General features: G+C 58.1%; 17 protein-coding genes. 11 read left to right on the top strand and 6 right to left on the bottom strand.

Features of this window, described 5'->3' with window-relative positions; genetic code table 11:
* Positions 1-72: 72 nt before the first annotated feature.
* Positions 73-645, top strand: a complete 573-nt coding sequence (gene rimL / locus KFZ77_RS09830) for a 50S ribosomal protein L7/L12-serine acetyltransferase (RefSeq protein WP_264384040.1) — start codon at positions 73-75, stop codon at positions 643-645.
* On the opposite strand, the gene ydcK is transcribed toward rimL, so the two are convergent.
* Entirely contained in the window at positions 630-1,610 is a 981-nt protein-coding gene (ydcK, locus tag KFZ77_RS09825) for a YdcK family protein (RefSeq protein ID WP_264384039.1), read from the bottom strand. The two genes, rimL and ydcK, sit on opposite strands and share 16 nt — an antisense overlap.
* A 119-nt stretch (positions 1,611-1,729) precedes the next feature.
* Between ydcK and tehB the strand changes: the two genes are divergently transcribed.
* Positions 1,730-2,323 carry a tellurite resistance methyltransferase TehB gene (tehB, locus tag KFZ77_RS09820; RefSeq protein ID WP_264384038.1) on the top strand — a complete coding sequence of 198 codons (594 nt, stop codon included), beginning with the start codon at positions 1,730-1,732 and terminating at the stop codon, positions 2,321-2,323.
* On the opposite strand, the gene pepT is transcribed toward tehB, so the two are convergent.
* A complete protein-coding gene (gene pepT, locus KFZ77_RS09815) occupies positions 2,283-3,545 on the bottom strand; it encodes a peptidase T (protein ID WP_264384037.1) in 1,263 nt (420 codons plus the stop codon). The genes tehB and pepT overlap by 41 nt on opposite strands.
* Positions 3,546-3,662: 117 nt before the next feature.
* On the opposite strand from pepT, the gene KFZ77_RS09810 reads away from it, so the two are divergent.
* On the top strand, positions 3,663-5,258 hold the full coding sequence (locus KFZ77_RS09810; RefSeq protein WP_031519358.1) for an ABC transporter substrate-binding protein: 1,596 nt from the start codon (positions 3,663-3,665) through the stop codon (positions 5,256-5,258).
* Between the two features lie 201 nt (positions 5,259-5,459).
* Positions 5,460-6,131 (top strand): DUF3313 domain-containing protein, encoded by a 672-nt coding sequence (locus KFZ77_RS09805; protein WP_264384036.1) that lies wholly within the window; start codon positions 5,460-5,462, stop codon positions 6,129-6,131.
* Positions 6,132-6,164: 33 nt separating this feature from the next.
* Here the strand turns inward: KFZ77_RS09805 and KFZ77_RS09800 are convergent, their stop codons facing one another.
* Positions 6,165-7,328, bottom strand: coding sequence for a benzoate/H(+) symporter BenE family transporter (locus KFZ77_RS09800; RefSeq protein ID WP_264384035.1), 1,164 nt, complete (start codon positions 7,326-7,328; stop codon positions 6,165-6,167).
* Positions 7,329-7,421: 93 nt separating this feature from the next.
* On the opposite strand from KFZ77_RS09800, the gene KFZ77_RS09795 reads away from it, so the two are divergent.
* Both KFZ77_RS09795 and KFZ77_RS09790 read left to right on the top strand, forming a co-directional pair.
* Complete coding sequence (locus KFZ77_RS09795) at positions 7,422-7,958, top strand: helix-turn-helix domain-containing protein (RefSeq protein WP_264384034.1); 537 nt, start codon at positions 7,422-7,424, stop codon at positions 7,956-7,958.
* Between the two features lie 240 nt (positions 7,959-8,198).
* Complete coding sequence (locus KFZ77_RS09790) at positions 8,199-10,169, top strand: peptidase U32 family protein (protein ID WP_264384033.1); 1,971 nt, start codon at positions 8,199-8,201, stop codon at positions 10,167-10,169.
* Between the two features lie 171 nt (positions 10,170-10,340).
* Here KFZ77_RS09790 and KFZ77_RS09785 read toward each other — a convergent pair whose 3' ends face one another.
* The 3 genes from KFZ77_RS09785 to KFZ77_RS09775 are packed head-to-tail and all read right to left on the bottom strand — an operon-like array spanning position 10,341 to position 12,909.
* Positions 10,341-10,490 (bottom strand): DUF2474 domain-containing protein, encoded by a 150-nt coding sequence (locus KFZ77_RS09785; RefSeq protein ID WP_072001948.1) that lies wholly within the window; start codon positions 10,488-10,490, stop codon positions 10,341-10,343.
* Positions 10,490-11,500, bottom strand: coding sequence for a cytochrome d ubiquinol oxidase subunit II (gene cydB, locus KFZ77_RS09780; protein ID WP_264384032.1), 1,011 nt, complete (start codon positions 11,498-11,500; stop codon positions 10,490-10,492). Before cydB ends, KFZ77_RS09785 begins: the two co-directional genes overlap by 1 nt.
* Entirely contained in the window at positions 11,500-12,909 is a 1,410-nt protein-coding gene (locus tag KFZ77_RS09775; protein ID WP_031519368.1) for a cytochrome ubiquinol oxidase subunit I, read from the bottom strand. The genes cydB and KFZ77_RS09775 overlap by 1 nt, the downstream gene beginning before the upstream one ends.
* Before the next feature lie 208 nt (positions 12,910-13,117).
* Between KFZ77_RS09775 and KFZ77_RS09770 the strand changes: the two genes are divergently transcribed.
* The 5 genes from KFZ77_RS09770 to KFZ77_RS09750 all read left to right on the top strand — a co-directional run bounded on the left by KFZ77_RS09770 (position 13,118) and on the right by KFZ77_RS09750 (position 18,317).
* On the top strand, positions 13,118-14,536 hold the full coding sequence (locus tag KFZ77_RS09770) for an aminotransferase-like domain-containing protein (RefSeq protein WP_264384031.1): 1,419 nt from the start codon (positions 13,118-13,120) through the stop codon (positions 14,534-14,536).
* Positions 14,537-14,748: 212 nt separating this feature from the next.
* Positions 14,749-16,173, top strand: coding sequence for an aminobutyraldehyde dehydrogenase (patD, locus tag KFZ77_RS09765; protein ID WP_031519372.1), 1,425 nt, complete (start codon positions 14,749-14,751; stop codon positions 16,171-16,173).
* A 224-nt stretch (positions 16,174-16,397) separates the two neighbouring features.
* Positions 16,398-17,204, top strand: a complete 807-nt coding sequence (locus KFZ77_RS09760) for a membrane lipoprotein lipid attachment site-containing protein (RefSeq protein WP_264384030.1) — start codon at positions 16,398-16,400, stop codon at positions 17,202-17,204.
* Positions 17,205-17,224: 20 nt separating this feature from the next.
* Complete coding sequence (locus KFZ77_RS09755) at positions 17,225-17,842, top strand: hypothetical protein (protein WP_264384029.1); 618 nt, start codon at positions 17,225-17,227, stop codon at positions 17,840-17,842.
* Entirely contained in the window at positions 17,835-18,317 is a 483-nt protein-coding gene (locus KFZ77_RS09750; protein WP_264384028.1) for an NUDIX hydrolase, read from the top strand. Before KFZ77_RS09755 ends, KFZ77_RS09750 begins: the two co-directional genes overlap by 8 nt.
* Positions 18,318-18,356 lie beyond the last annotated feature (39 nt).

The raw sequence follows: 18,356 nt of genomic DNA, 5'->3' as shown, positions 1-18,356 counted from the left end.
GTCCTCCTGTAGATGACGATTTATAACTATAGTAAAAAGAAAGACATCGACCCAGACGGCAAAGGAGCAGGCATGCAGGAATCCGCGCAGTGGCAGGATGAAGAACTGAGAGTGAATGAGGACATCGTGCTGTGTTCAGTGCACGAACGCTATGTCGATGCGCTGTATGCGCTGGTCGTCGCCAACCGGGATTATCTGCAGCAGGCGATGAACTGGCCGCAGTATGTGACCGGCCCGGAAGAGACGCGCAAAACCGCGCAGGGTAACTATATGCTGCATCATCGCGGCTACGCCAAAATGTTCCTCATCTTCTGGCGCGACGAACTGTGCGGTGTGCTGTCGTTTAACCAGATCGAGCCGCTGAACAAAACGGCCTATATCGGTTACTGGCTGGCGGAGGCAATGCAGGGGAAGGGCATCATCAGCCACAGCGTGCAGACGATCATGCAGCACTATGCCGACAAAGGGGAGGTGCGGCGCTTTGTCATCAAATGCATCGTCACCAATGAGGCAAGCAACAGGGTAGCCCAGCGCAACGGTTTTGCCCTTGAGGGGCGTCTGAAGCAGGCTGAATACCTCAACGGGGCGTACCACGACCAGCATATTTACGCCCGCATAGTCGGCGAGCATCAGAACACGCCATAGAACGGCGTGCGGGTAACCCGCTGCGTCCCGCTGATGGTTTTCGCCCCGCGCAGGTGCAGCGTCTCCCCGTGACCGCCTTCAACCTGCGCGTCATCGCACAGCGTCACCTGATTCTCAATCACCACGTCGCCGCTGATGCGGGCGCGGCCGTACACGCTAACGCCCTCATCCAGCAGGATCGGGCCGCCGCACAGGATGGCATCGCCGTAAATCTCGACCCGGTGCTTGCACACGCAGTCGCCCTCGATTAACGCATTGCCATACACCCGGGTGCTGTAGCGCAGGGTGGGGCACTGATCCTCCCCGCTGCCGGCAAGGATGCGCGCCCGGCCATACACCTGCGCGCAGTCGCAGATCCAGACGCTGTTCTCGGCGTTGCCCTGTACCAGCGCTTCGTCAAACACCGCGGCGCGATGTTCCACAAAGGCATGCACCACCATCGCCCGACCGTAAATCTGCGCCTGGTGCACCACTTTTGAATGATTCACCGTCGCCTGCTGGTAAATCCGCAGCTGCTGCGTATCGTCGGCGGTCAGCCCCTGCGAGGCATCCACCTCGCTGTGGTTGATAACCCGCGCCTCGTCGGTAATGACACAGCCGCCGCTAACCACCGAACTTTGCACCGTGGCACTGCCGCTGATGTCGGCGCCGTCGCTGAGCCGGGCGTTATCGACCCAGGCGTTTTCCCGGATGCGCACGCCGTCGCCAATCACGCAGGCACCGGTAATCCGGGCGTTATCCTCAATGCGCGCCCCCGCCAGCACCAGACAGTTTTCGGCATAAATCCAGCAGTCGCCCTGCTGGCTAAGACAGGCGACGTCCGCCACCCAGCCACCGCAGCTGCCGGCGGTAACATCGTTGAAGTCGCGCAGGGCGCGGATCTGATGCAGTTCCACCCACTGATTTTCGCCCTCGATCTCAACGCTGATGCGCTGTGAGGCGGTGGTTAATTCATATTTATTCATCAAAGCGCTCCGGCAGTCTCCTGTCATAAAGCTAGCAGAGATTGCCGCGCCCGCCGTTGGACGTGAAGTTGCATTGGTAATACAATTTACGCCTCGCTTATCAGCTACAGGGGAGTGACATGACACATCGCGATGAGAACTACTTCAGTGAAAAATATGGCTTAACGGCGACGCACTCAGAAGTGCTGAATGCGCTTAACTATGTGAAACCAGGCCGGGCGCTGGATCTCGGCTGCGGCGGCGGGCGCAACGCCCTGTGGCTGGCGAGTCAGGGCTTTGACGTGACTGCCTGGGATAAACATCCCGGTAGCCTGGCTCGCCTGCGCGAGATCGCGGCGGCAGAAGGTTTCGACAGAATGAAAATTGCCGAACAGGATCTTAACTCGCTGACGTTCGACGGCGAGTACGAGTTTATTCTCTCCACGGTGGTGATGATGTTCCTTCAGCCTCAGGCGATCCCGCGTCTGATTGGCGATATGCAGCGCGCCACGGTAGCAGGGGGCTATAACCTGATCGTGGCCGCGATGGACAGCGCCGATTATCCGAAGCTGGAGATGTTCCCGTTCGGCTTTAAGGAGGGCGAGCTGCGCGACTACTACGCGGGATGGGAAGTCATTAAATACAATGAGGACGTCGGCGAGTTGCACCGCACCGACGCCCAGGGAAACCGTATCAAACAGCGATTTGCGACGGCGCTGATGCGTAAGGCTTAGCCGCCAGCAGGCAGATCTGCAGGGCCACGTTATAAGAGGCTTCAAACGCCTTCAGCGGCAGGAACTCAAACTTCGAATGGAAGTTGTGCGCGCCGGTAAAGAAGTTAGGCGTCAGTAATCCCTTCGCCGAAAGCGCTGCCCCGTCGGTGCCGCCGCGCATCGGCGTCACTTTCGGCGCGATCCCCAGCTGCGCCATCGCCTCAAAAATCAGGTCAATGGCGCGGCGATCCTCGCCAATTGCATTGCTGATATTGCTGTAGACATCACTGATGTCAAACTCCACCGTCGCGGTGGGGTAGCGGCTGGCAATGGCGTCGGCGACTTCCGCAATCTGCGCTTTGCGTTTCGCAAAACTGTCGCGGTCGAAATCGCGAATGCTGGCCTGCAATACCGCTTTATTCTGGTTGGCGGAGATGCCATTAAACCAGACGTATCCCTCGCGGCCCTCGGTGTGCTCCGGGGTCTGCTGGCGGTCAAAGTGGCTGATGTAGTCGGTAGCCATCAGCAACGGATTCACCAGCACGCCTTTGGCGGACATCGGATGCGCCGACACGCCGTGGAAGCGGATCTCCGCCTGGGCGGCGTTAAAGTTCTCATACACCACTTCACCCAGCTCGCAGCAGTCGATGGTCCAGGCGAAATCAACGTCAAAGCGCGCCAGGTCCAGCGCTTTGGCACCGCGCAGGCCAATCTCTTCATCCGGCACAAACGCCACCACGATGTCACCGTGCTGGTGCTCAGGACGCAGGTTTTCCAGCAGCGTCATCACCACCGTCACCGCTGACTTATTGTCCGCCCCCAGCACGCTGGTTCCGTCGCTGAAAATAATCTCTTCTCCGGGGTAGCTGAGGATTTCAGGATGCTCGGCTACGCGCAGCCAGATCGCCTGCTCGGCGTTGAGACAGAGATCATCCCCTTCAAAGCGCAGGATCTGCGGATGAATATCCGGCGACAGTCCGACGTCCACGGTATCGATATGTGTGATAAACCCGACGCGCGGCGCGCCCGCGACGGTGCCCGGTTTCACCGCCGTTACCGTGGCATGTTCATCAATAACGATATTTTCCAGCCCGAACGTTTTCAGCTCGTCGGCCAGCGCCTGCGCCATGGCGAACTGGCCCGGCGTACTGGGCAACGTAGTGGCTCTGGCATCGCTCTGGCTGCTGATAGCGAGGTAGCGGAAGAAACGCTGGGTTAATTGACTGGCGAGCGGCGAGGACATAGTGATTCCTTCTTTATTTGTATTATCAGGTGTTTGCGTTGTTACTTTAATGTTATTTATGCAAAGGCAAACTACAAGCATTCATTACGGCGCAATAAAAATAGAGAAGGAAACGCTATGAGATGCAAACTCACCACACTTGCTGTGGCTTTCGCCGCCCTGACGGTCAGTTCCACTGTCGCGGCCAACACCCTGGTTTATTGCTCCGAAGGATCGCCGGAGAACTTCAACCCGCAGCTGTACACCTCCGGCACCAGCGTGGATGCCAGCGCGGTCCCCATCTACAACCGGCTGGTAGATTTTAAAGCCGGCACCACTGAACTGGTGCCGAGCCTGGCGGAGAAGTGGGAGGTCAGCGAAGACGGTAAGGTGTATACCTTCCATCTGCGTAAGGGCGTGAAGTTTCAGAGCAACAAGTTTTTCACCCCGACCCGCGACTTTAATGCTGACGACGTGATCTTCTCGTTCATGCGCCAGAAGGACCCGAAACATCCGTATCACAACGTCTCCAACGGTAACTACTCCAACTTTGAGAGCCTGGAGTTCGGCAAGCTGATTACTGCCATCGACAAGGTGGACGACCATACCGTGCGCTTTACCCTGGCCCACCCTGAAGCGCCGTTCGTCGCCGACCTGGCCTGGTACTTTGCCTCGATTCTGTCAGCGGAATACGCCGACGCGATGCTGAAAGCCGGCACTCCGGAGCGGGTAGACATGGAGCCGATCGGTACCGGCCCGTTCAAACTCGCGCGTTATCAGAAAGATTCGCGCATTCTCTTTACCGCCTTCCCGGAGTACTGGCAGGGCAAAGCGAAGCTTGACCGCCTGGTGTTCAGTATCACCCCCGACGCGTCGGTGCGCTTCGCCAAGCTTGAGAAAAATGAGTGTCAGGTGATGCCGTTCCCGAATCCGGCGGATCTGCCGCGCATGAGGGAGAACAAAGACATTACCCTGATGCAGAAGGCCGGGCTGAACACCGGTTTCCTGGCGTTCAACACCCAAAAGCCGCCGCTGGATAACGTGAAGGTGCGTCAGGCGCTGGCATTAGCCATCAACAAACCGGCAATTATCGATGCGGTGTTCCACGGCACCGGTACCGCGGCGAAAAACATCCTGCCGCCGGGCGTCTGGAGCGCGGACGCCGAGCGCGCCGATTACCCCTACGATCCGGAACGCGCCAAAGCGCTGCTGAAAGAGGCGGGTTTTGCCAATGGCATGACCATCGACCTGTGGGCAATGCCGGTTCAGCGCCCTTATAACCCGAACGCCAAACGCATGGCGGAGATGATTCAGGCCGACTGGGCGAAGGTGGGCGTCACCGCGAAGGTGGTCACCTATGAATGGGGCGAGTACCTCAAGCGCGTGAAGGGCGGCGAGCATCAGGCGGCGCTGATGGGCTGGACCACCGCTACCGGCGATCCGGATAACTTCTTCGGCCCGCTGTTTACCTGCACCTCGGCGCAGGGCGGCTCTAACTCGGCGAAGTGGTGCTACAAGCCGTTTGACGATCTGATCATCAAAGCGCGCGCTATCACCGAGCAGTCGCAGCGTGCGGCCCTCTACAAAGAGGCGCAGCAGATGATGCATGACCAGATGCCCGCGGTGATGATTGCCCACTCGACCATTTTTGAGCCGGTGCGCAATAACGTCACCGGCTATGAAGTGGACCCGTTCGGGAAACACATTTTCTACCAGGTCGATGTGAAAAAATAATCCCGCGATACCCCGTAGCCGCGGGGTATTTTTTATCACTTCTCAGCTTATCGCCGCATAATTTGTCACATTCATAAACACCATGAATGAAAAATGTGCGCGCCGTTATAATTATCTCATCGAGGCATTTTTAGACTCGCCGCCGCCGACGCAGTTAACTATAAATACAGAGCCTGAGGGCTCATCTATAGGGAACAACCAATGCGTATATCACCGTTTGTCAAAACCTCACTGCTTACCGCCGCACTGGTGCTGGCGGGCTGTTCATCAAACGTCACACAATCAGATAAGTATTCCGGTTTTTTAAAGGATTATTCAGACTTACAGGAAACGACGTCCGCGTCGGGTAAACCGGTGCTGCGCTGGGTCGCGCCGGGCTTCAACGAAGCGAATTACGACAGCATGGTGTATAACCCCATCGTCTTCTATCCGCCGCCGCAACCTACCGCGCAGGTGAGTCAGGAGATGCTGGACGGCGTGCTGAATTACACCAACACGCGCATGAAAGAAGCCGCAGCGAAACGCAAACCGCTGGTTACCACTCCCGGGCCGCGCAGTCTGATCTTCCGCGGGGCTATCACCGGGGTCGACAGCAGCAAGAAAGGCTTCCAGGTGTATGAGGTGCTGCCGATCGCGCTGGTGGTGGCCGGCACCCAGGTGGCCACCGGGCATCGCACCATGAACACCGATCTCTATTTTGAGGGCGAGCTGATTGATGCGGCCACGCAGCAGCCGGTGATGAAAGTGGTGCGCAAAGGCGCAGGTAAAACGCTGCGCAACGAGAACACCCCAATGACGGTGGACACCCTGAAAAGCGTGATTGACGATCTGGCGGTAGACGCCGAGATGTTTAATTCCGCGCCCGCGAAGTAATCCTGTGCTGCCCGGCATGGCCGGGTAGCGCATTCAGACAGCTCTGCGCTTCAGCAGCCAGACGCTGACACCCCCGGCCACCAGGCCCCAGAATGCCGAGCTTATCCCCCAGAGCGCAAACCCGGAAGCGGTAATCAGAAAAGTCACTACTGTCGCATCGCGTTCTGACTCGTTAACCAGCGCCTGCCACAGACTGCCGCTGATGGTGCCGAGCAGCGCCAGCCCGGCGAGCATCACCACCCACGCCTCGGGCAGTGCGGTCAGCAGCGTCGCGATCGAGCCGCCCGCAACCCCCGCCAGCAGATAAAATCCACCCGCAGCGGCCGCTGCCAGCCAGCGCTTATCCGCATCAGGATGGGCGTCCGGGCTCTGGCAGATGGCGGCGGTGATCGCCGCAATGCAGATGGAAAATACGCCAAACGGGGCGAGCAGCAGGGCGATGCCCCCGGTCACTACCATCAGGGTGGAGACCGGCAGACGATAGCCCGCCGCCTGTAGGGTGGCGATCCCGGGCGCGTTCTGGGACGCCATGGTGACCAGAAAGAAGGGCACCCCGACGCCCAGCAGCGTGGAGAACGTAAAATGCGGGGCGATAAACGTGGGCAGCACCGGCGCAATGCTCACGGCATCGGTTGCAATGTTCCCGCTGACAGCGGCCAGCAGCAGACCGACCAGCAGCGTCACCACAATGGCATAGCGCGGGGCAACGGCTTTAGCCAGAAGCCAGGCGATAAACATACCGCCGCACAGCAGGAGATGACTCTGCATTGTGGAAAAGGCCTGAAGGCCAAACCGCAGCAGGATCCCCGCCAGCATCGCTGCCGCCAGCGAGTGGGGGATCACCTTCATCAGCCGGGCAAACAGGCCCGTTACGCCGCACAACACGATCAGCGCCGAGGCGAACATAAACACCCCAATCGCCTCATTGAGCGAGACGTCTTCCAGGCTGGTGGCGAGCAGCGCCGCGCCGGGGGTTGACCAGGCAGTCAGCACCGGGGCGCGAAACCAGAGCGTCAGCACCAGCGTACTGACCCCCATACCGATCCCGAGCATCGTCATCCAGCCGGCAATCACCTCAGGGGACGCGCCGGCGGCGTGAGCGGCCTGCCAGATAATGGCGGCGGAACTCGCGTAACCGACCAGCACCGCCACGAACCCGGCCAGCAGCGTGGGCAGGGGAAGAGAAAATGCGCGCATAGTGCCTCACCTGTGCGTTATAACGTCCGGTGAATGTAGCACCGTGCGCTATAGCGCACAACCCGGTATACTTTCGCTTCACAGGAGGACGCTATGGATATCGCACATCACCTTGCCGCCACGCTGAAACAGCTGCGGCACGATCGCGGGCTGAGCCTGACTCAGGCTGCCGCCGTTACCGGCGTGTCGAAAGCGATGCTGGGGCAGATCGAACGTAATGAGTCCAGCCCGACGGTCGCGACGCTGTGGAAGATCGCTACCGGGCTTAACGTACCGCTGTCGTACTTTATTTCAGCGGCTGATACCCCGCCGCGGCCGGTGTACGATCCGCAGCAGAACGGCATGAGCATCGCACCGCTGTTTCCGTTCGATGAGCAACTGCGATGCGACTATTTCGCTATCACCCTCGCGCCGGGCGCGCAGAGCGACTCCACGCCTCATGAGGCTGGGGTAACTGAACATGTGGTGGTGATCCACGGCGTGCTGGAGCTGCAGACGGCGGGCGAGTGGCGGACGTTACATAGCGGAGAGGGGCTGCGCTTTGCCGGCGATGCGCCGCACGCGTACCGCAATGCGCAGCCAGAGCCGGTGCTGTTTCACTCGCTGATCCACTATCCGCCGCCGCGCTAAAAAAAACCGCAAGCAGCTAGCTTGCGGTAAACAACGACGGATCACAACGACAGTGCGATCGGGAGGTAACAGTCCGGAAAACCACTTCAGCCTACCCCTGCGGTGCGCGCCGGGGAAATAACATATTCGCCGCTGCTTTGCCGTCTGATGGAAATAGCATTGCCGGGCGCGCAGCTATTCCCCTGTGACGGGCTTCTGACTACAATAGCCGCCTTTCGACATCCCGGATAATAATTAACTATGCGCCTGCCATCTTCTCACCTCGAACTGCTCAGCCCGGCTCGCGACGCCGCTATCGCCCGTGAAGCCATCCTTCACGGTGCTGACGCCGTCTACATCGGCGGCCCTGGCTTTGGCGCCCGCCATAATGCCAGCAACAGCCTGCGCGACATTGCTGAACTGGTGCCGTTCGCCCATCGCTACGGTGCGAAGGTGTTTGTCACCCTGAATACCATTCTGCATGATGACGAGCTGGAGCCGGCGCAGCGCCTGATCACCGATTTCTGGCAGGCCGGGGTGGATGCGCTGATCGTGCAGGATATGGGCGTGCTGGAGCTGGACATCCCGCCGATTGAGCTGCACGCCAGTACCCAGTGCGACATCCGCACGGTGGAGAAAGCGAAGTTCCTTTCCGATGCCGGGTTCTCGCAGATCGTGCTGGCGCGCGAGCTGAACCTTCAGCAGATCAAAGCCATTCACGAGCATACTGACGCCACCATTGAGTTCTTTATTCACGGTGCGCTCTGCGTGGCCTATTCCGGGCAGTGCAACATCTCTCACGCCCATACCGGACGCAGCGCCAACCGCGGCGACTGCTCCCAGGCCTGCCGTCTGCCCTACACCCTGAAAGACGATCAGGGGCGTGTGGTGGCCTACGACAAACACCTGCTGTCGATGAAAGATAACGATCAGACTGAGAACCTGGCGGCGCTGATTGATGCCGGGGTTCGCTCCTTCAAAATCGAAGGGCGCTATAAAGATATGAGCTACGTGAAGAACATCACCGCGCACTATCGTCAGATGCTGGACGCGATTATCGAGGATCGCGGCGACCTGGCGCGGTGTTCCGCCGGGCGCACCGAGCACTTCTTCGTGCCGTCCACCGACAAAACCTTCCATCGCGGTAGCACCGACTACTTCGTCAACGCCCGCAAGATCGACATCGGTGCCTTCGACTCACCGAAATTTATCGGTCTGCCGGTGGGGGAAGTGCTGAAAGTGGGTAAAGATCATCTCGACGTGGAAACCACCGAACCGCTGGCTAACGGCGACGGGCTGAACGTGATGATTAAACGCGAAGTGGTAGGTTTTCGCGTCAACGTGGCGCAGAAGACCGGTGACAACCGCTATCGCGTATTCCCGAACGAGATGCCGGACGGGCTAAAAAATCTGCGTCCGCATCACGCGCTCAACCGCAACCTCGATCACAACTGGCAGCAGGCGCTGCTGAAAACCTCCAGCGAGCGGCGTATCGCGCTGGATATCGAACTCAGCGGCTGGCAGGAGCAGCTGATTCTGACTCTCACCAGCGAAGACGGTGTCAGCGTTACCCAAACCCTTGACGGGCAGTTCGATGAGGCCACCAACGCGGAGAAGGCGCTGGCGAACCTGCAGGACGGCCTGACGAAACTCGGCCAGACCATTTACTACGCCCGCGATCTGCAGGTGAATCTGCCGGGCGCGCTGTTTGTGCCGAACAGCCAGCTCAATCAGCTGCGCCGCGACGCGGTTGAGGCGCTGGACGCGGCGCGTCTGGCGGCATATCCACGCGGCCTGCGTAAAGCAGTGAGCGATCCGGCACCGGTTTACCCGGAAACGCACTTGTCGTTCCTGGCAAACGTCTATAACCACAAAGCGCGCGAGTTTTATCACCGCTACGGCGTGCAGCTGATTGATGCGGCCTATGAAGCGCATGAAGAGAAGGGCGACGTGCCGGTGATGATCACCAAGCACTGCCTGCGCTTCGCCTTTAACCTGTGCCCGAAACAGGCGAAGGGCAATATCAAGAGCTGGAAGGCCACGCCGATGCAGCTGATTAACGGCGACGAAGTGCTGACCCTGAAATTCGACTGCCGTCCGTGTGAGATGCATGTAATTGGCAAGATGAAAAACCACATCCTGAAAATGCCGCTGCCGGGCAGCGTGGTCGCCTCCATCAGCGCCGACGACCTGATGAAGACCCTGCCGAAGCGTAAAGGCGCATCGGTCTGAGTTTTACCCGGCGTTTTTTGCAGGTGGGTGCGCTGCGCTTACCCACCCTACGCACAGCAGGCAACCCCGGGACGGGTAAGCCTGCGCACCCGCCGTGGCGATGCAGAAGGCTGGTGACGCTGACCTGTGCTACACAGGCAAAAAAAGGGAGGCTTTCGCCTCCCTTGTTCGTTAATGCGACTTAAACCCCGCCGCCGTCATTAGCACCCTGAAGAACATGCCGACCAGCGTCAGGGCCAGCACGCTACCGCCCCACAGCACCACCATCCACAGCAGCCGTTTCCACAGGGGGTTATGCTCAGCCGTTTTGTGTTCACTCATCAATGGTAACCCTCCCCATGCTGGACTTTGCCGCGGAACACGTAGTAGCTCCAGAAGGTGTAGACCAGGATCACCGGGATAATCAGCAGCGCGCCGACCAGCATAAAGCCCTGGCTTGCCGGCGGTGCCGCGGCCTGCCAGATGGTGATGGACGGCGGGATGATGTGCGGCCAGATGCTGATGCCAAGCCCGCTGAAACCGAGGAAAATCAGGCCCAGCGTCAGCACGAAGGCCAGCGTATGGCTGTTCGGGTTATTCAGGCAGCGCCATAGCCACAGGCTGAACAGCACCACCAGCACCGGGACCGGCATCAGGAACCACAGGTTCGGGAAGCTGAACCAGCGCTCTGAAATGGCCGGGTGCGTCAGCGGCGTCCAGGCGCTGATGATGGCGATGGTCACCAGCAGCGCCAGCAGCAGCGGTTTTGCCACCGCGCGCATCTTGTCCTGCAGCGGATTTTCACTCTTCATCACCAGCCAGCTGGCACCCAGCAGTGCGTAGGCGACAACCAGGCCGAGGCCGCAAAACAGGTTGAACGGCGTCAGCCAGTCGAGCGCGCCGCCGGCAAAGGTGCGGCCTTCCACCGGGAAGCCGTTGATCACCGCACCCACCGCCACGCCCTGGCTGAAGGTCGCCAGAATCGACCCGGCGAGGAACGAGATATCCCAGAACGGGCGGTGCGATTCGGTGGCCTTGAAACGGAACTCAAACGCCACGCCACGGAAAATCAGGCCAATCAGCATGGCGGTGAACGGGATTGTCAGTGCATCGATAATCACTGCGTAGGCCAGCGGGAAAGCACCGAACAGACCGGCACCGCCCAGCACCAGCCAGGTTTCGTTGCCGTCCCAGACCGGTGCGACGGTGTTAACCATCACGTCACGGTCATGCGGGTCGCGGATAAACGGGAAGAGAATACCGATCCCGAGATCGAACCCGTCCATGACGATATACATCAGCGTGGAGAAGACGATGATGACGAACCAGATAATGGAGAGATCGATACCCATTATTTTTGCTCCTCAGTCTGTTCCAGTCTGTCGCCAGCCGCCGAAAGCGGACGGGCAGGGGTGCCGGTGGTGGAGGACGGAATGCTGTCGACCGCTTCCGGGCCTTTCTTGATCAGCCGCACCATATAGAGATAGCCGACGCCAAACACCGAGGTGTAGACCACGATAAAGGTCAGCAGGCTGAGACTCATGTGCAGATCGCCGTGAGCCGACACCGCATCGCGGGTACGCAGCAGGCCGTACACTACCCACGGCTGGCGTCCCACCTCGGTGGTCACCCACCCGGCAAGAATGGCAATCAGCCCTGACGGCCCCATCCACAGCGCGAAGTGGTGGAACGGGCGCGAGTGATAGAGGCGGCCCTTATAGCGCAGCCACAGAGCGATCAGGCCCAGACCGATCATCAGGAAGCCCATGCCCACCATGATGCGGAACGACCAGAACACGATAGTGGAGTTCGGGCGCTCATCTTTCGGGAACTCCTTCAGCGCCGGCACCTGCTCGGTAAGGCTGTGGGTCAGGATCAGGCTACCCAGCTTCGGAATTTCCAGCCCGTATTTGGTGCGCTCCTCTTCCATATCCGGCAGGCCAAACAGCAACAGCGGCGTGGCTTCGCCCGGCGGGTTTTCCCAGTGGCCTTCGATGGCGGCGATTTTTGCCGGCTGGTGTTTCAGGGTGTTTAAGCCGTGCATGTCACCGACCATCGCCTGAATGGGGGCAACCAGCAGCGCCATCCACAGCGCCATTGAGAACATTTTGCGGATTGCCGGCGAGTCGTTGCCGCGCAGCAGATGCCAGGCCGCCGACGCGCCGACAAACAAAGCGCTACTGAGGAACGCCGCAATCGACATATGGAACAGGCGATACGGGAACGACGGGTTGAAGATGACCGCGAACCAGTCCACCGGCACCACCTGACCATTCATCACCTCGTAGCCCTGCGGGGTGTGCATCCAGCTGTTAGAAGCGAGGATCCAGAAGGTGGACATCAGCGTGCCGAGCGCCACCATACAGGTTGCGAAAAAGTGCAGGCCAGGCCCGACTTTGTTCCAGCCAAACAGCATCACGCCGAGGAAACCGGCTTCAAGGAAGAAGGCGGTCAGCACTTCATAGGTAAGCAACGGCCCGGTGATACTCCCGGCAAACTCCGAGAAGCCGCTCCAGTTAGTACCGAACTGGTAGGCCATTACCAGACCGGACACCACGCCCATCCCGAAGTTAACCGCGAAGATTTTCGACCAGAAGTGGTACAGCGAGCGCCATACCGGATTTTTTGTTTTCAGCCACAGGCCTTCGAGCACCGCCAGATAGCTGGCAAGCCCGATGGTGATGGCGGGAAAAATGATATGGAAAGAGACAGTAAAAGCGAACTGTATCCTTGCCAACATAAACGCGTCTAAACCAAACATGCACAATCCTCATGACATTCTTGTGTCCTGCACATGATAAACAGTGCTGACAATCGGGAGCAGAATCAGAAATGGGTTATTTGACTATAACAGTTAGTGAAAAAAGTGTAGTTTTAACACTCTGTTATAGCCAGACGGCAGCGCGTTTTCCCGCACGGTGGTCTGGCTAAGGTGTTGTTATTCCGGGTCAGCCTCCCGGGGAGCGCGTATGAAAAAATATCAGCGGCTGGCGCAGCAGATAGCCGACCAGATCGCCCTTGGCGTCTGGCAGCCCGGTGACCGGCTGCCGTCCCTGCGTGAGCAGGTGGCCAGCAGCGGGATCAGTTTTATGACCGTCAGCCACGCCTATCAGGTGCTGGAGGGGCAGGGTGCGATCGTCGCGCGTCCGCAGTCCGGCTATTACGTCGCCCCGACGCCGCCGAAGCGTAAACCCATCGCGCCCGCCCAGGTGATGCGTGATGAAGCTGTTGACATCAACACCTATATCTTTGACGTCCTGCAGGCCAGTACTAACGCGGCGGTGGTGCCGTTCGGCTCGGCGTTTCCCGATCCGCGACTGTTCCCGCAGGCGCAGCTCAACCGCTCGCTGGCTAACGTCAGTAAAACCGCCACCGCCATGAGCGTGATCGAGAACCTGCCCCCCGGCAACGAAGCGCTGCGCCACGCCATTGCCCGGCGCTACGCCCTGCAGGGGATGACGGTCTCTCCGAATGAAATTGTCATCACCGCCGGGGCGCTGGAAGCCCTCAACCTGAGCCTGCAGGCCGTGACCGAGCCGGGGGACTGGGTGATTGTGGAAAATCCCTGTTTCTACGGCGCGCTACAGGCGCTGGAGCGGCTGCGCCTGAAAGCGCTCTCGGTTGCCACCGATGTGCAGGAGGGGATCGATCTCGCCGCGCTGGAAGAGGCGCTCAACAGCTATCCGGTGAAAGCCTGCTGGCTGATGACCAACAGCCAGAATCCGCTCGGCTTTACCCTCAGCCCGGAGAAAAAGCGCAAGCTGGTTGCGCTGCTGGCGGCGCACAACGTGGCGCTGATTGAGGACGATGTCTACAGCGAACTCTATTACGGGCGCGATAAGCCGCTGCCGGCCCGGGCGTTTGATGAGCTGGGCAACACGCTGCACTGCTCGTCGTTTTCGAAATGCCTGGTTGCCGGGTTTCGCATCGGCTGGGTGGCAGCCGGGAAACATGCGCGCCGCATTCAGCAGCTGCAGCTGATGAGCACGCTCTCCACCAGTTCGCCGATGCAGCTCGCCCTGGTGGATTACCTGGCGACCAAACGCTACGACACTCATCTGCGCCGTCTGCGCCGCCAGCTGGCACAGCGCAAGCATCAGGCGTGGCAGACGCTACAGCGCGTCATGCCGCCGGAGGTGAAGATCCACCGCAGCGACAGCGGCTATTTTCTCTGGCTGGAGCTTCCCGCCCATCTGGATGCCAGCGTACTGAGCGAGCGGGCGCTGCAGCACAACATCAGCATCGCACCGGGAAAAATGTTCAGCACCAGTAACACCTGGCACCACTTCTTCCGCTTCAACGCCTCCTGGGAGTGGGGCGATCGTGAAGGCCAGGCGGTGGAAACCCTGGCGCGGCTGGTGCGCGAGATGTCCGGCAGTAAGTCATAGGAAATGATGATGCCTGCCGCTTTCTCAGCACGGCTATCTACACTGTAAACAGCGAGCCCGTAACGCCGTTACCGGGCTTCGTTGTCACACAGTGCGCTTCGTCACATCGTGAGTAAAAATCCGCGCGTCGGGCGGTGCGTCGACGTGCCGAAGGCTACTGTTTTTCATATACCTGACGAATGGGTCCGGGCCTTGATAGCGAGGGGATCACGATGCAAAGCCAGCTGTTGATAAATGGAAGTCTGGTGGAGGGGGGCGGTGCAAAGCTGCCGGTGTTCAACCCGGCCACTGGTGAGGTGCTGCTGGAGATTGCCGAGGCGACCGCAGCGCAGGTTGACGAGGCGGTACGCGCTGCCGATGCTGCCTTTGCCGAATGGGGACACTGCACCCCAAAAGCCCGCGCCGAAGCGCTGCTGGCGCTGGCGGACACCATCGAGGAGAACGCCGAGATCTTCGCCCGGCTGGAGTCGCGCAACTGCGGCAAGCCTTATCACTGCGTAATCAACGACGAGCTGCCCGCCGTGGTGGACGTGTTCCGCTTTTTTGCCGGCGCGGCGCGCTGCCTGAACGGGCTGGCCGCCGGGGAATATCTTGAAGGCCATACCTCAATGATCCGCCGCGATCCGCTGGGCGTCGTCGCGTCCATCGCACCCTGGAACTACCCGCTGATGATGGCCGCCTGGAAACTGGCACCGGCGCTGGCGGCGGGAAACTGCGTGGTGATTAAACCCTCCGAAATCACGCCGCTGACGACCTTTAAGCTGGCGGAGCTGGCAAAAGACATTCTGCCTGCCGGGGTGCTGAATGTCCTGTTTGGCCGCGGCCAGACCGTCGGCGATGCGCTGACCGGTCATCCGAAAGTGCGGATGGTGTCCCTGACCGGCTCCATCGCCACCGGGGAACACATCATCGGACATACCGCCTCGTCGATTAAGCGCACCCATATGGAGCTGGGCGGCAAAGCCCCGGTGATCGTGTTTGATGACGCGGATATCGATGCGGTTGTGGAAGGGGTTCGCACGTTCGGCTATTACAACGCCGGCCAGGACTGTACCGCCGCCTGCCGAATCTACGCGCATCGCGCCATACACGATACGCTGGTGGAAAAGCTGGGTGCGGCGGTCGCCAGCCTGAAACAGGGCGCGCCCGATGATGCTGAAACCGAACTCGGGCCGCTCAGCTCGCTGGCACACCTGGAACGGGTGGCCGCTGCCGTCGAAAAGGCGAAAGCGCTGCCGCACATCCGCGTGGTGACCGGTGGCGAAAAGGTCGCGGGCAGCGGCTACTTCTTCCAGCCGACGTTGCTGGCCGGGGCGAAGCAGGAGGATGAGATCGTCCAGCGTGAGGTGTTTGGCCCGGTAGTGAGCGTCACGGCATTTGACGACGAGGCGCAGGTTATAGACTGGGCGAATGATTCAGAGTACGGGCTGGCATCATCGGTCTGGACCCGTGACGTCGGGCGTGCGCATCGCGTCAGTGCCCGGCTGCAGTACGGCTGCACCTGGGTTAACACCCACTTTATGCTGGTCAGCGAAATGCCCCACGGCGGCCAGAAACACTCCGGCTACGGCAAAGATATGTCGCTCTACGGGCTGGAAGATTACACCACGGTACGCCACGTGATGATAAAACACTGACCGCGGCAGCTAATCGCAAACATAACCGCCTGCGGGCGGTTTTTTTGCGCCCAAAAACCACCTGGTTTAAGAGTTAACTTTTTTCTACCGCTGCGTTACATTGATGGGCGTTATGATGTATCAACAAAATTTCAAAGCCGCCGGTGAAAAACTCAAGTGGTAATTGCGCGCAGCGCATTTTTTACAGACGCTCTGGCTCTGTGTCTTTCGACAAGGAATATTCAATGAAAAAACTCATTCTCCCCGCGCTGGCCGTAATGATGCTGGCAGGCTGTAACGAGTCGGAAATCGACACCACCACCGAAGAAACCATGAAGTCATCCATTCAGGAAGTCCGTAATAGCCTGGATGACGCCGACAAACCTCGGTTTGACAAAGCGATTGAGGTTGTTGCGTTAAGTAACATTTCCATTCCTGAATTACTTCAGGCTAAGGAAAAGGAAGACGATGAATTCATACAAAATAAATTTAAAGAAACCCTGAACGGAAAATCGGGTAAAGACATCATTAAACTGGCGACAGACATTGAAAATAAAAAACACGCTGAGCAACAAGAAGCTGCCAGGAATGAGCTAAAGGCGCTGGAAGAAAAACAGGCGCATCGGGAGCTGGCTACTGAAAAACTACGCACTTTTGAATTCAAGTCCTCGCGTATTGAATATGGTAAGGAGGTTAATGGCGATGCCCCTGCAACACTTATCATAACGATGATAAATCCCGAAAAAACATCCATCTCTGGCGTTCATTACGCAATTGAGCGCTATATTGATGGCAAAGCCTACCCCGAAACCGTTAAAACCTTTTACTATGAGTTCCCCGAAGCCATCGCAGCCGGTCAGAAAGGCGAGGTTGTGCTTTCCCTTGGTAATAAAAGTGCCTGGGCGAAAGACGAACATATGGAACCTTCGTCATTTTTTGCCTGGTTATTCCGGGCGGACGGGGTAGACAAAAAACCTTTATATGACGTTTCTTCATTCAATGAAAATGATAAGGCGCGTCTGATGGAACTTAAACAACAAGTCGCGCAATAAATACCGGGAGAGCTACAATCATGTCATCATCCAAAGAGTTTCTTCTCTCGGTTTATGAGCGCTGTAACGAGCATCTGAAGGATCAATCTACCAAGCGTGACCAGGCCATTGCCTTTTATCTGGTTGTGCTCTCCTTTTATTTCGGCTCCTACGGCAGTATTTCGAAAATCCTGAACAGCGTGTACTCACCGCTGGTATTTAACTTTGTCATGATTCTGGTCAGCGGCATGACAATTCGCACGCTGTCTGGTCTGCGCTCATGGCATATGCAGTACACTAATTCTGTTTTATTCCTGAACAATATTATTATGCGCGAAGTCTTCGACCCCGCACAGATTAAAGCTGAAGCGCAGGCGTTCTATAAAAAGGTGAATGATAAATTACAGGCAAAGCCACTCCGCGAGCTATTTGAAGGTATCGAAAATCGCGTTATTCTTGGCATGACGCTTATTTCCGGACTGCCCGCAGCCATGCTGGTGAAAGAAGTTCTTGCAATGCTTAAGTTCAGCCATAAAGAGTTGGCGTTTATTTTTGAGATTTTCGCGTTCCTGATTTACGTTCTGTACTACCTGCGAAGCACTATAATAGTGATTCGATCGTCGGGTAAATATCAGACATGGATAGTAAATTTTGGCTAAATCTCTGCATGAAAATGATTATCTGAGCGTGACGTTGAATGATAAAGGTTACGTTCGGATCCTACAAAAAACCGGTGGGGTGGTCATCATCCCCATGCTTGGCGAAAAGTTCATTTTGATCGAGCATCAGCGCGGTAATGAAGTGCTGCTGGAGTTCCCGCGTGGGTTCCTGGAAGCAGGTGAATCGCACCATGAAGGCGGTTTACGGGAGCTGAAGGAAGAACTCAACCTGGATGCGGTATCACACAGTATCCTGGGAGAGTTGCGAACCGATTCAGGCCTCATCAGGGACAATATTGCTGCCGTAAAGTGCAGGCTAAACAACCTTGATGGCATCGTGCTCCAGCATAGCGAAGGGGTACTGGCGTGGCGCGAACTGACCTTTTCCGAAGTACTGAACGAAGTGAAGTCCGGGGGCATTAAGGATAATTTCACGCTGGCATCGTTGATGCTGCTGGTTGCTCAGAAGGATTAACCTAAAAAAAACCCTTCTGAAGTGAAATCCAGTACATTT

This window comes from Siccibacter colletis (assembly GCF_025914095.1).
In the GTDB taxonomy this organism is placed as follows: domain Bacteria; phylum Pseudomonadota; class Gammaproteobacteria; order Enterobacterales; family Enterobacteriaceae; genus Siccibacter; species Siccibacter colletis.
Note: the sequence above shows the minus strand (reverse complement) of the source record. Positions and strands in the feature narration are given on the sequence as shown.

Excerpts from the sequence above, each read along its gene's own strand:
- KFZ77_RS09760 (WP_264384030.1), top strand. The coding sequence starts at position 16,398 with ATGAAAAAACTCATTCTCCCCGCGCTGGCCGTAATGATGCTGGCAGGC.
- KFZ77_RS09795 (WP_264384034.1), top strand. The coding sequence starts at position 7,422 with ATGGATATCGCACATCACCTTGCCGCCACGCTGAAACAGCTGCGGCAC.
- KFZ77_RS09805 (WP_264384036.1), top strand. The coding sequence starts at position 5,460 with ATGCGTATATCACCGTTTGTCAAAACCTCACTGCTTACCGCCGCACTG.
- pepT (WP_264384037.1), bottom strand. The coding sequence starts at position 3,545 with ATGTCCTCGCCGCTCGCCAGTCAATTAACCCAGCGTTTCTTCCGCTAC.
- KFZ77_RS09785 (WP_072001948.1), bottom strand. The coding sequence starts at position 10,490 with ATGAGTGAACACAAAACGGCTGAGCATAACCCCCTGTGGAAACGGCTG.
- KFZ77_RS09810 (WP_031519358.1), top strand. The coding sequence starts at position 3,663 with ATGAGATGCAAACTCACCACACTTGCTGTGGCTTTCGCCGCCCTGACG.
- KFZ77_RS09775 (WP_031519368.1), bottom strand. The coding sequence starts at position 12,909 with ATGTTTGGTTTAGACGCGTTTATGTTGGCAAGGATACAGTTCGCTTTT.
- rimL (WP_264384040.1), top strand. The coding sequence starts at position 73 with ATGCAGGAATCCGCGCAGTGGCAGGATGAAGAACTGAGAGTGAATGAG.
- KFZ77_RS09790 (WP_264384033.1), top strand. The coding sequence starts at position 8,199 with ATGCGCCTGCCATCTTCTCACCTCGAACTGCTCAGCCCGGCTCGCGAC.
- tehB (WP_264384038.1), top strand. The coding sequence starts at position 1,730 with ATGACACATCGCGATGAGAACTACTTCAGTGAAAAATATGGCTTAACG.
- patD (WP_031519372.1), top strand. The coding sequence starts at position 14,749 with ATGCAAAGCCAGCTGTTGATAAATGGAAGTCTGGTGGAGGGGGGCGGT.
- KFZ77_RS09800 (WP_264384035.1), bottom strand. The coding sequence starts at position 7,328 with ATGCGCGCATTTTCTCTTCCCCTGCCCACGCTGCTGGCCGGGTTCGTG.
- cydB (WP_264384032.1), bottom strand. The coding sequence starts at position 11,500 with ATGGGTATCGATCTCTCCATTATCTGGTTCGTCATCATCGTCTTCTCC.
- KFZ77_RS09770 (WP_264384031.1), top strand. The coding sequence starts at position 13,118 with ATGAAAAAATATCAGCGGCTGGCGCAGCAGATAGCCGACCAGATCGCC.
- ydcK (WP_264384039.1), bottom strand. The coding sequence starts at position 1,610 with ATGAATAAATATGAATTAACCACCGCCTCACAGCGCATCAGCGTTGAG.
- KFZ77_RS09755 (WP_264384029.1), top strand. The coding sequence starts at position 17,225 with ATGTCATCATCCAAAGAGTTTCTTCTCTCGGTTTATGAGCGCTGTAAC.